The organism is Gemmata palustris, from assembly GCF_017939745.1.
GTDB classification, from domain to species: domain Bacteria; phylum Planctomycetota; class Planctomycetia; order Gemmatales; family Gemmataceae; genus Gemmata; species Gemmata palustris.
Window position 1 is genome coordinate 3,696,836 of sequence record NZ_JAGKQQ010000001.1, and the last position, 12,832, is coordinate 3,709,667.

Genomic DNA, 12,832 nt, shown 5'->3' on the forward strand with positions numbered 1-12,832 from the left:
GTGCGAATGTGGGTGGTCAGAGAATAAACACGCATTCTATTTCGCAGCGAGCCCGTGGGTTCATTTCACGCCGAACGCGCTCGCGGCGCGGACCGTTTCGCTCATCAGCGGATCCCACATCACACCGGCCGCAAACAGGAACGCCACCAGAGCAACGAAAAACAGCCCAGCAACCGGGGAACTCGTTGCGGTCGCGGCCGTGCCTTCCGCGGGGTCGTCCAGGAGCATCGCGCGCGCGATCTTCAGGTAGTAGTACGCACTGATCGCCGTATTCACAGCGCCCACCACGAGCAGCACGAAGAGCACCACACCGAGTCCCGGCGGACCGGACGCGGTCGCGGCTTTCGCGGCTTGGTACACCGCGACGAACACCTGAAACTTACCCGCGAAACCGGCCAGAGGCGGGAGCCCGAGCAAGCTCGCCAGGAACACCGTCATCGCGACCGCGAGCAGTGGGCTTCGGCGCACAAGCCCGCGCACGGCGCTAATCTCCTCGCTGCCGGTCGCGTTCCGCACCAGAGCGACAACGCCGAACGCGCCGAGGTTCATCGCGACGTATGCCGCGAGGTAGTACAACACCGCCGACGCCCCCTCGGGCGTCACGCACGCGAGGGCCATCAGCATGTACCCCGCGTGCGCGATGGTTGAGTACGCGAGCAGTCGCTTCAGGTTCGTTTGAGCGAACGCGGCAAGATTCCCGAACGTGACCGTAATCATCGCAACGACAGCAACTCCGATACCGAGGCTCGCGGGAATCGCCCAACCGCCGTGCTGTTCCGCGTGCAGCGTGAGCAATACGCGGCCGGTCAGCCCGATCGCGCCCGCCTTCGATGCGACCGACAAGAACCCGGCCACTTCCGCGGCAGCGCCTTCAAACACGTCCGGGCACCAGAACTGGAACGGCACCGCGGCGAGCTTGAACCCCAAACCCACGAGCACAAACGCCAGGCCCGCGAGCACGGGCAAATCGAGTCCGCGTTGCGCGATACCAGCAGCTACATCGTGAAGCGCTCCGGTGCCGAACGTGCCCGCCAACAGCGTGATGCCGTACAACATCACCCCACTCGCCGCGGCACCGTAAACCACGTACTTCAGCGCGGCCTCGCTCCCGCTCCGCTTTCCCTTCAGGAATCCGGCCAGCGCGTACCCGGGCAAGCTCGCCATCTCCACCGCGATGAACACCATCAGCAAGTGCGCCGCGGACGTCATCAGCGTCATGCCGAGTGTGCCACCGAGGAGGAGCACGTAAAAATCCGCGGAGTCGTCCTTATCGGGAATGCCGGTGAGTAGTGAGAGGATGACCGTAATCAGCGCCGCGGCGAGCACGATCAGGCGCACGAACCCGCCCCACGCATCGGCGACGAGCATCCCCCCGAAATACGGCCCGGCCCACGAGCCGTCGTGAACCTGGTACCCGCCCGCGAACAGTGAAACGGCGAGCGCAACAAGCGCCACGCTCCCGAGGTGAACGCGGTCCAGTACGGGAATTAGCCGCGCGAGCAGAAGTGCAACGATCCCCCCGCAGATCGCGAGTTCCGGCAAGAATACGAGTAAATCATTCTTGAGCGCGCCCTGGAGCCCGCTAATGTTATCGAGCGTAGGGAACATGCCGCGGAGTTCCTGGCGGGTTCGGAGAAGCGATAGAGTACCCCGCCGACCGCGGGATGGGAAGGGCGCGGCTCGGGCGGGAATCCTTGGGTTCACAGGGCTTCCGCCCTGTGCTACGTCAGTCGGCCCCCTCCGGGGCGAAAGCAAAAACCACCAACCACCCGAAGTCGATGCACTACGTCCGCCGGCCCTTCAGAGCAAAGGCCAATACCTCCAATGCCTTTCCGCCCCGGAGGGGCCGGCGGACGTAGCACAGGGCGGAAGCCCTGTGCTACGAGAACCCTGTGAATCCCGCCGATCAGCCCTTCAGCGCGTCGTCGTGCTTGCCCCAACTCGGCGGCAGGTCCGCCTTTCGGCAGTTCGCGAGCGCGGCCTTCGCGCCCGAGAACTTGTCCGCGTCGTTGTCCTCCCACTCGATCGACACCGCGCCCTCGAAGCCCACGCGGTTCAACTCGATGAAGATTTCTTCGAGGCTGTTCGCGTCGCGCGCGGTGCCGGGGGTGACGAACTTCCAGCCGTTGGTCCAGTGGCCCATCCACCGGTGCCCGCCCAGCAACCCGCCGCGGCAGTGCTCGCGCTCCACCTGCACGCCCTTCACGTGCGCGCAGTGGATGTACTTCCCGTACTCACGGATGAACTGGATCACCGACACGTTCTGCCATTCCATGTGCGAGCCGTCGAGGTTGAACCCGACCGTGCCCTCGAACCCGGCGTTGTTCATGAACGAGATGTAGTCGCCGGCGCTCTCGAGGTCGCCCATCGCGCGCTCGGACGGGTGGCACTCCAGGTCGAACGTGACCCCGTACTCCTTGCACAGCTTCCACACGTCCCCGAACCGCTCGGCGATCAGCTCCAGCGACACCTTCCACACGTCCGGGATGTCGTACCCCTCCATCGAACTCGGCAACGGCGGGAACAGGAACCAGTGGCTCCAGCAGTTCGCCGGGCTGCCGACGAACCCGGGCAGCGCGACCTTGCGGTTCTGGAGCTTCGAGAGGTGCCCGGCGTACCGGGTCGCCGCGAGAAGATCCTTCTTCGCCTCGGCGTGCATCAGTTTGCCCACCTCGGCCGGCACGAAGAACGGGTCGGTCCGCGGCGGGTTGTTGCCCGCCGCGCGCCAGGCCTTGTACGCGGCCTTCGCTTCGCCCTTACCGGAGCAGAAGTTGAGCGTCTTGGCGCTCGGCTCGTCGCCCAGCACCTGCCCCTGGAGGTGCGTCGCGACGGTGAAGATTTCCATCCCGTGCGGCTTGGCGAGGGCCACGCGCTCCTTTGCGTATTCGGCCGCGCCCGCGTCGGTGTCGCACCGGCGCAAATCCAGTTCCCAGGACGCTTCCTCCCACCCGTCGAACCCGGCGCCCGCGATGAACTTGATCCACTCGGCCTCCGGCACGCCCCCGAACTGCCCGCGCACGAGGCCGATCTGGTGGTAACTGCCCTTACCGGGCCGGTGAGCGGGCTTGCCCTCGCTGTCTACGGTCTGCGCGAATCCCATCGGTCTGCCTCGTACTGGGGAAGAGGTTACGCTCGTGTGAGTCAATCGGGGACGCACCGCAGACTTTACGCACAGCGGAAACGCCGGGCAAGCGCGCCGGTGAAATCGCCGCTTTCGGACGTGGGATTCCCGGCGCCCGAATGGTACACTCGGCGAAAGACTATTGGACTTTGTGCATCTTCCGCGCGCGAGGGATTTATGGTCGCCCCACAGAACGTGAGTGCGAGCGCCTCGGGAAACGACCCCGGCCCGCCGCCAAAAACGGGCACGCCGCCCGGCCCCCCTGCTCCGCCGCCCCCCGGGTGGTTCCGCAAACTCGTTCTCCTCGGCGCGGGCACCCTGGAAGCACTGGAAGCGGTGCTCCGGTGGCTCACCGCGTACCCACTGTTTCTGGCGCAGTTGGTCGTACTGGTGCTCGCGGCGTGGGGCGTTGTGGGGGGCGACCTCGGGGCCGAGCACCTGTTCTGGCACGAGCGCCCGCTGGTCCAACTCGGCACCGGGGTCTCGGTCGGGTTGTTCGTCGGCGTGTTCCTGTTCCTCAATTACATCCTGTTCCGCCCGGACTGGCTCGTGGGCGCCTACCCGCCCGACCCGAAGCGCCCCGGCATTCTCCTCCGGTTCCCCGGAACGCTCATTCCCAGCGCGGACGCGGAAGTGCGCGTGCTCGGGCGGTTCCTGTTGTGGGGGATGCTCCTCGTCCTCGCGCTGATCGTCGTCCCGAAACTGTTCGCAGCCGCCTCCGCGCCGCCGGCGACCGGCGCCGTCGAGGGCGAAGCCGCAGCACTCGCACCCCAGCGCCCCTGGCTGGACTACCTGAACGACCGGCTCTGGCTGCTCCCGTTCGTGCTCGGGTATGTGCTGGCGGGGCTGTTCGCGCGCGTGACGTACTACTTCGATGAGGGGCACCGGGCGCCCGCGTGCCCGGCGCTCCGGGACTGGCTGCTGGACCTGCGCATCATCCCACCCGGTATCACCTCCCCGTCGGGCACGCCCTGGGACACGGTGCGCGAGTACCTCATCGGGCGGGATCGCAACCCGGTTCCCAAAGAGGCCGTTTCGCTCCACGGGATCGCGACGCTTGTCATGGGGATGGCACTGGCCATTATCGTCGCACTGCTCGCGATCGTGTACGTGCTGGACCGCTGGGCACCCGGCTACTCGCTCACCGGTCTTATTTCGCTGGTGTGCCTGATCTTCATCGTGATGAGCATGTTGTACGGGTTCTTCGAGTCCCATTTCCGCGTCCAGCGCCTCGCGTTCATCGGGGGCGCCCTCCTGCTCCTCGTGTGGAACTCGACCGACTTCTTCAAGGCAGGGGACGGCTACGGCAGGAACCACTTCAAGCTGCAATTCCCGGGACTGGAAGGAACGCGCGAGAACGAGGGCGTGAACCTGCCACTGTGGGATCCCAAGCAGAAAAACGGCGGGCGCGACGTGGAGGCGGTGCTCGACGCCACGAGCAACTACGCGGAAGCGTACCTGATCCCCGCGGACGAACCGCTCCGGCAAATGTGCGAGCGATGGAAGGCGCAACCCGGCCGCGAGAAGGAAAAACCGAAGATCGTGATTGTCTGCACGAGCGGCGGCGGGATTCGGGCCGCAGTCTGGACCGGTGTCGTGCTGAACGAACTGGATAAAGACTCCGCCCTCCCCGGGTTCCGGGACCACATCCGGTTGTTCACCGGGGCGAGTGGCGGAATGGTCGGGGCGACCTTGTACGTCGCCGATTTCGAGAACCCGGCCGGGTTCGGGGACGGGCACATCAAGGCGCTGGCCGAGGACTCGCTCACGCGCACCGGCCAGTCGCTCGTCCTGCGCGACATGACGTGGAACACCATTGCCGTCCCCCCCTGGAACCACGCCACCTGGGACCGCGGGCGTACCCTCGAATGGATGTGGGAACTGAACGCGGCACAGCACCTCCAGAAAGACGCGAGCACAGCGTGGCAGAACCCGTGGCGGAAAACGTTCGCGGACCTGCGCGTGCTGGAGCGCCAGGGCAAGCGCCCGTCCATGATCTACTCGCCCCTCATGGTCGAAGACTCCCGGCGCCTGTTGATTAGCAACCTGGAACTGAGCGGGCTGGACGACCCGACCGACCTGGCGGACGTGAGCGTGGCGACCGGCCCGCACGGAACGGCCGGGCGCTCGGCGGTCGAGTTCCACCGGCTCTTCCCGGACCTGCCGCCCGACGAGTTTCTCGAATACTTCCCGCCCGGTGAATCGGCTTCCGACCCGCGGCGCGAGGCCGTGGGGAAACTCCGCTCGTCGGCGGACTTCCGCGTGGTGACCGCGGCCCGGATGAACGCCACGTTCCCGGTCATCAGCCCGGCCGTGAGTCTCCCGACCGTCCCGCCCCGGCGCCTCGTGGACGCCGGGATTTACGACAACTACGGGGTGAACGTGGCCGCGCTGTGGCTCCTGAAGAACAAGGACGCGGTCCTCAAGTACACGTCGGGGGTCGCACTGGTGCAGATCCGCGCGTTCCCGCTCCACGACGCCCGGAACAAGTTCGCGTCCTTCGACCCGGACACCGGCAAGCTCGTGGCCAAACCGCTTAAAGGTGACCTGTTCGCCGACATCCTGGCGTCCGCCAGCGCGCCGGCCGAAGCGCTGTTTTCCGCCCGCGCCAACGCCGCCTTCTTCCGCAACGCCGAGCAGGTCGAAACGCTCCACCGGGCGTTCAACACCTGTCCAGGCGATATGCCCGCGACGAGCCAGTTCTTCTACACCGCGTGGCTGGAACTGCGCCGACCGGCTTCACTAAACTGGTACCTCACCACAACTGAGCGCGACAGCATTACAACGGGCTACAAGGACCGCGAAGTGAGCGAACAGCACGCCTTACTCCGCCGGTGGTTCGGCTCCGGGGGAAAGGTGGCGCCGTGACTGAGCGCGAGGCGTTCATCGAAGCGATCGCGGCGAACCCGGCCGACGACACCGTCCGGCTGGCGTTCGCCGACTGGCTACAGGAGAACGGCGAAGAGGACCGCGCCGAGTTCGTGCGCCTGTTACACGAACTGATGACGGGGCAGCGCGAGCTGGAGGGTATTCGGCAACCAAGTAAACATCTCCTAACGCTGCAAAATCGCATCCAAAAGTTATTCACGTCGTGCGGCGCGACCTGGCTCGGACCGTTCTACCAGGCACTCGGAGCGGAATTCCCACCCGCGCGCCGGGAACCCTGGTCGTCGCGCTTGTGGCGGCGCGTCACTGGCAGCCAGACAGATCAAGTGGGTGAACTGTTTAAGTATTTGCACTTCGGCCGTGTCTGCATTGAAGGGAGATCCGACGAGCTTATTAGAACTCTCGACTTGTGGAGTGGCTTCGTCAGTTCTTTGCAGATTTCTCTCGAGGCGCGGCTCCCGATCCGCGACATTGCTGCCGCATTCCGACGAGAGCCGGTAAACAGTCTACGGATTGCGGCCGCCGATAATTTCGACCAATGGAGCCGCCTAAACAAGCCCTGTCTCGCTCGCTCGGAATCGTTGACCGTTGAGATGTCAAACGAGCGCAACCGACAGACCATCAAAGTGGTCGAAGATATCCTCCACGGTCAGCACTGGTCGGGGCTTAAGCACCTGGGGCTCTGGCACGCGGGGAACCATTTCCAACCGGAATCACACGAGTGCATTGAGCAATTGGCTCATTCGCCGCTCTTGTCCAACATCCACTCACTATCCTTAATGATCGAACAGCCCGACATTCGCCCACTCACTCATTTACCTCAAATCGCGAACCTTCGCAGGTTCCGCACGTGCGGTCGCCTGACGCCCGAAGCAACCGGCGCTATCGCCAGCGCTACCTTTCGGCCGAACCTGGAAGAGCTGAATCTGTCCCTGGGCTACCTCGAAGGCGACTGGACACGGGCACTTGCGGCAGTCGTGTGGCCCAAATTGCGATCACTGGACCTCGGGTACAATCAACTCACTGACGCGGGCGTGCGGAGTTTATTACCGCTCGTTCCCCGACTGACCGACCTCTGCTTGTGCAGTAGCAACATCACCGACACTGGTGCGTTGGCACTTGCCGACGCAATCGATCCCGAAAAGATGGAAAATTTCTGGCTCAATTACAATCCGCTTTCGTTGGAAACGGTAGACGCGCTCCGCGCCCGGTTCGGTGAGCGCTTCCACTTCACCGCTTCTACTGGGTCTCCATGACCGCCGACCGACTCTTGATATGGCTCATGCGGATCGACGCGGGCGTCGTGCTGTGCGCGTTTCCGTGTGCGTTTCTGCCGTTCGAGTGGATGGACACGGTTCACCGCGACTGGCTCGGGCTCGGTCCGCTCCCGGACGCCGTCATCACGCGGTACATGACGCGGTCGCTCTCGCTCGTGTACGCGATGCACGGGGCCATTGTGCTCGCGATCACCTTCGACTGGAAGCGCTACCGACCACTCGTGCCGGTCCTCGCGTGGCTCCACGCCGTTCTGGGGGTCGGGTTGCTGATCGTGGATCTGAACGCGGGCGTCCCCTGGTGGTGGACCGCGGGCGAGGGACCGGGGCTGGTCGCGTTCGGGCTCGTCAAACTGTTTCTCTATCGGCGCGCAAGTCGGACCGCTCCGAGCGTTTCATGAGTGGGTGGCAGGCGCGGGTCTACCACCCATCAGGTAGCGCCACATCAAGTTACAAACGCCACGGCCCGAAGCGCGTTCAAGCGTCTGGGGAAGAGTTGCACCGAAAGGACTGCCATGATCGCTCTCAAGTGGTCGTTCCGCGTGCTCGCTGCACTCGCGGCCGTCGCGCCCGCAACGCGGGCTGAGGCGCAGCAAGTTCAGCCGCAGGTCGGCGGGGGGTTCCGCCCGCAACCGAACGCCGGCCAAAAGGCGCCGGCCGTCATCGTTCACCCGCAAATCAACACGATGCCGGGCATCCCCGCGTCCGTGGTTTATCCGCCGTCGTTTAACCCCGGTCCGTTCTTCAACCCGGCACTCAACAACCCGTGGTTGAACCAGACCCAATTTGTGCCGTACAACCCGTTCGTGCTGAACCCGTTTAATCCGCTGTTCGCGCCGAACAACCCGTTCGTCAATAACCCATTTGCACCGAACCCGTTTGTTCCGAACGCATTCAACAACCCGTTTGCGATTAATCCGTTCAACAACCCGTTCAGGCCGTTCGCGACCTCCACACCGCCGATCGCGATCCAGCAACCCGGTCAATTGATGTGGCGCGGACCGGATCTGCAAGTGAACCCGATCTCGGGCACGGTCTACAGGCCGCTCAGCGGGATTGCCCGCACCGCGGACGGCAACACGTTCTTCCGCGTTCCCGGAAGCGGGTTGCCCACCTTTACCGGCGCCTACGCTCCGGGCACCGGGCTGTACTTCAATCCCGCGCAAAACACCTTCCTGAATCCCGCGAGCGGTGTTATCAGCCGCCCCGGGGTGACGACCGTCTTCCTCCCGTGGATTCCGGGGTAATCGGGACCGAAAACAGCAACAGTAAACTGCACGCGGCCCGCCGAGTGGAACGAAATCCATTCGGCGGGCCGTGTTGATTTTCGGGTTGAAGAAGCCGGTACAATGACCACGACGGACGATTCCGAACGCCCCGGAGGACGATTCCATGTCAATCAAGCTCGTTTACATCCAGTCCCAGAACGGTATTCCCGCAACGGACTCCTTCTACCGTGCGTGGGACGGTTTCTGCAAACGCGGCGTCCGGTGCGAGTTGTTCGAGCCGTCGCAACTCGAAGCACTGCCGCTCGCACGCGACACACTGGTAGCCGGTGGGGTGCCAATCGTTGAAGCCGCACTGACAAAACTCGGTGTACCGGTTCCCGTGGCGGACAATCTCCCCGCGTGTTTGGCCAAGTACCGCGGACGCAAGGTCTGGCCCTCGACGTGGGGCACACTGCGTTCCGAGTACGGCCAAAAGGCGCTGAGCGAACCGCTCTGGGTGAAGCCACTGCGTCGGAACAAGGGCTTCCCCTCGGTCGCGGTCTACGACGCCGACGACATGCCGGACGCGGTGCGCCTGCCCGACGGCCACGAGGTGCTCGTGTCAGAGTACGTCACGTTCGTTTCGGAGTGGCGGTGTTTCGTGCGCAGCGGGCAGGTGCTCGACGTGTGCCGCTATCAAGGCGACGTGTTTCGCTACCCCGATCCGCAAATCATCAAGAACGCGATTGCGGACCACGGCCCCATCGCCCCGGCCGGTTACGGCATCGATTTCGGTGTGTTAACGACCGGCCGGACGGTGCTGGTAGAAGTGAACGATGGTTATTCGCTCAACCCCTACGGTCTGGAATCGATGGAGTATTCCGAACTCCTCGAAGCCCGGTGGGTCGAACTCGCGAGCAAGTAAGTGAACGAATCACGGGCGCGTTCTGGCCGGTAGGAGCGCGTAAGAGAACGCGCCGAGCAGGTCACCGCGCTCACCCCCGTGACATTCAACACACTGTCGCGCGCTACGAATCCCACCCACAAACCGGATCACATCTCCCCGCCGAGCGGCGAAGCCGTCTTCCCCGCGGCGAACGGCTCCCAACCCCGCTTCCTCGAACGTGTCTAACGGGCGCGTCGGCACGCTCGGCAGTTCGATCATCGCCGGGAGCCGATCGGACACGTACACCACCGGCTCCGGGTGCTTCAGAAGGCCAACCAACTCGATTCGCTGCACCCGCCAAGTTTCGATTTCGGGTACTCGGCTGAACCGGTGAGACAGGAACCCGGCGACGCGCGACCGAGACTGAACGTACCCCCATTCCCGCGCGTTCACAAAATCCAGTAGCCCGCTCGCATGCAATCCGGCGAGGCGCTTCTGGTCCGTGTCCGGGACTGTCCCAAACGGCTCCCCGTACCCCCAGATCACCGGCGGCCCGGGCTGAACTGGAGTATCCCCCCGCTCCAACCGGGGTTTTAGCCTTTCCTCCGTCGGGAAACCTACCCCCCGCGCCACCCCGAAGCCGGGACTGTTGACGAACGCCTCAACGGTATCCTCGTGCAGTCGTCCTAACAGGTACTCCCGAAGCGTGACACCGGCTTCACTCTGCACCGCCTGTTCAAACCCGTCCAACTGCTCGGCCGTGGTGCCGATCAATGGGCGCCGAAAAGTACCCGATGGCTCGGCCACTCGATCCACCATTGATTCAAACGGGTATTTCTGTCGGAGGCGGTCACGAGTCGCCTGATCCTCCAAGGCAAACCACCCGGCAATCCCGTAGGCCGTTAGCGCAGCCGCAGTCGAGAGTGGTAAGAAGGTGGGCACACGCCGACGCACCCGGGGCCACACCCCAAGGGCCATAGCCAGTAGCAAGCACAACCCGGCTACCACCGGCAAAAGACCAAGGAGGCAGAAGAAGGCCGGGAACATACTTCCCAGAGCGAACCGAGCCCAGCGAATCGGGTGCGGGTGCGGGCGAGCTGCGGCGTGCGCAGCCAACAGAACAATCAGGGCAAAGGGCAAGGAAATGTAGAACATGGCATCTTCGTTTGTCGACCGCTCATTGGCCCGTTCGTCCAGTAAGACGGCGCGGTTCGGGCCGCATTCCACAAAGTCGTTCTGCGTGCTCCCAGAGTAGGTAGAAGCGCGATCGAGCGAACGGAATCGTGTTACGGAAGTGTCGCGAGGAATTGCTTCAAGGCCGCAACGTACTCCGGGGTCGGTGGGTCAGAGTGCCCGCCGCCCGGGATCGTCATGAACTGCTTTGGTTCGTTTGCAGCAGCGAAGAGTTTCTGGCCCAGCGAATACGGAACGATGCGATCGGCGTCCCCGTGAACCTGGAAGAGCGGACCGCGATAGTTCCGGATCTTGTCCACTGAGTTGAGCTTGGACTGCATCACCGCGCGCACCGGCAGCAGCGGGACGTGACTCGCGGCCACGTCCGGCAGAGAGGTGAAGGTGCCCTCCAGAATCAGCCCGCGTGCGCCGTCTGCTGCGGCGAGATCCACCGCTACTCCGCCCCCGAGCGAGTGCCCCACCAGCACCACATCGCTCTCGCGAACGCCACACGCCGCGGCCAAATACCGCCGGGCGGCGCGGGCGTCGTCGAGTACCCCGGTTTCGGTCGGGGCGCCGCCGCTCTTACCGTACCCGCGGTAATCAAAGACCATGACCGAAGCGCCGAGCTGGTCGCGGAAGAGCCGCAGCACCTCGCGCCGGGTCGTGATGTTTCCGCCGTTCCCGTGCGTGTACAGCACGACCGCTTGCGGGCGCTCGGCGCGCGCGAGCCACCCGTTCAGGCGAACCCCGTCCGACGACTCGATCCACACGTCCTCAATGCCGGGCGTCGGCGCCCAATCGCCCGTGGGGTACTTTCGCGGTTGGAACACGATCGAATTTTCGATGGCGGTTGCGCACCCGCTTACCGCGAGCGCCAAAAAACCGCCAACAACGAGGGCGCGAGCTCGGTTCATGTCCCCTCTCGGGCTTGGCGCTTTGGCAACGAACGTGGCGGTGCGGAATGTCGAGCCGTATGACCGCAACGCCCCACGCGGTCAATCTCAAACCAAAAGTGTTACTTCACCCGCTTATTGGCACTCGCGGTTCGCCCGAGCACCATGAACTCCATCACTCACGAGAGCTTAACGGCTCGATCCCCCGAGCCTCAAGATGCCTCGTTGCGTTCGGCCGTTCGCCTGCGTAAACTCAACGCTTCGTTACCCCCGCCCGTACCTCACACCCACTCTCCACAATGAATCGCCGCGAATTCATCGCTACCGCTGCCGTCGCATCCACCGGACCGATCTTGCTCGGCACGACCAAGAAGGCCGAAGAGAAGAAGCCGGTCATCGGCGTCGAGGGCCACAAGTACGAGTGCGTTCACAACTGGGGCGAACTGCCCGGCGAGTTCGAGTGGCAGACGACGCACAACGTCGCGCTCGACGGCGCAGGCAACGTGTACATCACGCACCAGGGGCTGAAAAACAAAAAGGGCATGGACACGGTGTTCGTGTTCGACCCGAAGGGCAAGTACATCCGCTCGTTCGGCAAAGACTGGCACGAGGGCGGCCACGGTGTCGAGATCCGCAAGGAGGGGAGCGAGGAGTTCATCTACTTCTCGAACACCTGGACCGGAACCAAGAAACTCGTGAAGACCAACCTGAAGGGCGAAACGGTGTGGGAGAAGGGGCGCCCGGAGTGCCCGGAATACGCCCCGCGCCCCGACGCGAAGGACGCGACCAAAACCGTCACCCCCGCGTACAACCCGACCAACATCTGCTGGCTGCCGGACGGCGGGTTCAACGTCGGCGACGGGTACGGCTCCAACTACATGCTCAACTACGACAAGGACGGGAAGCTCGTGAAGGTGTTCGGCGGCAGCGGAAACGGCAAGGGCAAACTCCAAACGCCGCACGGCCAGTGGGTCGATGATCGCGTGAAGGACAAGCCGGTGCTCGTGGTGTGCGACCGCGCCAACGCGCGCCTCAGCCGCTTCCAGTTGGACGGCACGCCGATCGACGCCACCGAATCCGGCAAAGTGGTCCTGTTCCCCGCGCACGCGAAGACGCGCGGCGACGTGCTCCTGGTCCCCGACCTGCACGCCCGCGTGAGCCTGTTCGACAAGGAGAACAAGCCGATCGTTCACCTGGGCGACGACGCGGAATGGCGGAAGAAGGTGCTCGATGGCTTCAAGGTGCGCTCACAGCCGAAGGAGTGGCTCCCGGGCAAGTTCGTCCACCCGCACGACGCCGCCTTCGACAAGGACGGCAACATCTTCGTCGTCGAGTGGGTCAGCACCGGACGCATCACGCTGCTGAAGAAGGTGGGCTGAAGTCGGGTG

General features: G+C 64.2%; 10 protein-coding genes. 6 read left to right on the plus strand and 4 right to left on the minus strand.

Annotated elements, in window-relative coordinates:
- Positions 1-60: 60 nt before the first annotated feature.
- Positions 61-1,608 carry an NADH-quinone oxidoreductase subunit N gene (locus J8F10_RS15180; RefSeq protein WP_210654901.1) on the minus strand — a complete coding sequence of 516 codons (1,548 nt, stop codon included), beginning with the start codon at positions 1,606-1,608 and terminating at the stop codon, positions 61-63.
- A 298-nt stretch (positions 1,609-1,906) separates the two neighbouring features.
- On the minus strand, positions 1,907-3,100 hold the full coding sequence (locus J8F10_RS15185; protein ID WP_210654903.1) for a sugar phosphate isomerase/epimerase family protein: 1,194 nt from the start codon (positions 3,098-3,100) through the stop codon (positions 1,907-1,909).
- Positions 3,101-3,298: 198 nt separating this feature from the next.
- On the opposite strand from J8F10_RS15185, the gene J8F10_RS15190 reads away from it, so the two are divergent.
- The 5 genes from J8F10_RS15190 (at position 3,299) to J8F10_RS15210 (ending at position 9,414) form a co-directional block, all read left to right on the plus strand.
- Positions 3,299-5,989 (plus strand): patatin-like phospholipase family protein, encoded by a 2,691-nt coding sequence (locus J8F10_RS15190; RefSeq protein ID WP_210654904.1) that lies wholly within the window; start codon positions 3,299-3,301, stop codon positions 5,987-5,989.
- Positions 5,986-7,263 (plus strand): TIGR02996 domain-containing protein, encoded by a 1,278-nt coding sequence (locus tag J8F10_RS40335; protein ID WP_210654906.1) that lies wholly within the window; start codon positions 5,986-5,988, stop codon positions 7,261-7,263. The genes J8F10_RS15190 and J8F10_RS40335 overlap by 4 nt, the downstream gene beginning before the upstream one ends.
- A complete protein-coding gene (locus J8F10_RS15200; RefSeq protein WP_210654909.1) occupies positions 7,260-7,682 on the plus strand; it encodes a hypothetical protein in 423 nt (140 codons plus the stop codon). Before J8F10_RS40335 ends, J8F10_RS15200 begins: the two co-directional genes overlap by 4 nt.
- 114 nt (positions 7,683-7,796) lie before the next feature.
- Positions 7,797-8,528: a hypothetical protein gene (locus J8F10_RS15205; protein ID WP_210654911.1), complete on the plus strand. Its 732-nt coding sequence runs from the start codon at positions 7,797-7,799 to the stop codon at positions 8,526-8,528.
- A 145-nt stretch (positions 8,529-8,673) separates the two neighbouring features.
- A complete protein-coding gene (locus J8F10_RS15210) occupies positions 8,674-9,414 on the plus strand; it encodes an ATP-grasp domain-containing protein (RefSeq protein WP_210654913.1) in 741 nt (246 codons plus the stop codon).
- A 9-nt stretch (positions 9,415-9,423) separates the two neighbouring features.
- On the opposite strand, the gene J8F10_RS15215 is transcribed toward J8F10_RS15210, so the two are convergent.
- Together J8F10_RS15215 and J8F10_RS15220 are read right to left on the minus strand one after the other, a co-directional pair.
- Positions 9,424-10,182 (minus strand): hypothetical protein, encoded by a 759-nt coding sequence (locus tag J8F10_RS15215; RefSeq protein ID WP_210654915.1) that lies wholly within the window; start codon positions 10,180-10,182, stop codon positions 9,424-9,426.
- A gap of 479 nt (positions 10,183-10,661) precedes the next feature.
- On the minus strand, positions 10,662-11,465 hold the full coding sequence (locus J8F10_RS15220) for an alpha/beta hydrolase (RefSeq protein WP_210654917.1): 804 nt from the start codon (positions 11,463-11,465) through the stop codon (positions 10,662-10,664).
- 278 nt (positions 11,466-11,743) lie between these two features.
- Between J8F10_RS15220 and J8F10_RS15225 the strand changes: the two genes are divergently transcribed.
- Positions 11,744-12,823: a peptidase gene (locus J8F10_RS15225; RefSeq protein WP_210654919.1), complete on the plus strand. Its 1,080-nt coding sequence runs from the start codon at positions 11,744-11,746 to the stop codon at positions 12,821-12,823.
- Positions 12,824-12,832 lie beyond the last annotated feature (9 nt).

Excerpts from the sequence above, each read along its gene's own strand:
- J8F10_RS15220 (WP_210654917.1), bottom strand. The coding sequence starts at position 11,465 with ATGAACCGAGCTCGCGCCCTCGTTGTTGGCGGTTTTTTGGCGCTCGCG.
- J8F10_RS15210 (WP_210654913.1), top strand. The coding sequence starts at position 8,674 with ATGTCAATCAAGCTCGTTTACATCCAGTCCCAGAACGGTATTCCCGCA.
- J8F10_RS15180 (WP_210654901.1), bottom strand. The coding sequence starts at position 1,608 with ATGTTCCCTACGCTCGATAACATTAGCGGGCTCCAGGGCGCGCTCAAG.
- J8F10_RS15200 (WP_210654909.1), top strand. The coding sequence starts at position 7,260 with ATGACCGCCGACCGACTCTTGATATGGCTCATGCGGATCGACGCGGGC.
- J8F10_RS15205 (WP_210654911.1), top strand. The coding sequence starts at position 7,797 with ATGATCGCTCTCAAGTGGTCGTTCCGCGTGCTCGCTGCACTCGCGGCC.
- J8F10_RS15190 (WP_210654904.1), top strand. The coding sequence starts at position 3,299 with ATGGTCGCCCCACAGAACGTGAGTGCGAGCGCCTCGGGAAACGACCCC.
- J8F10_RS15225 (WP_210654919.1), top strand. The coding sequence starts at position 11,744 with ATGAATCGCCGCGAATTCATCGCTACCGCTGCCGTCGCATCCACCGGA.
- J8F10_RS15185 (WP_210654903.1), bottom strand. The coding sequence starts at position 3,100 with ATGGGATTCGCGCAGACCGTAGACAGCGAGGGCAAGCCCGCTCACCGG.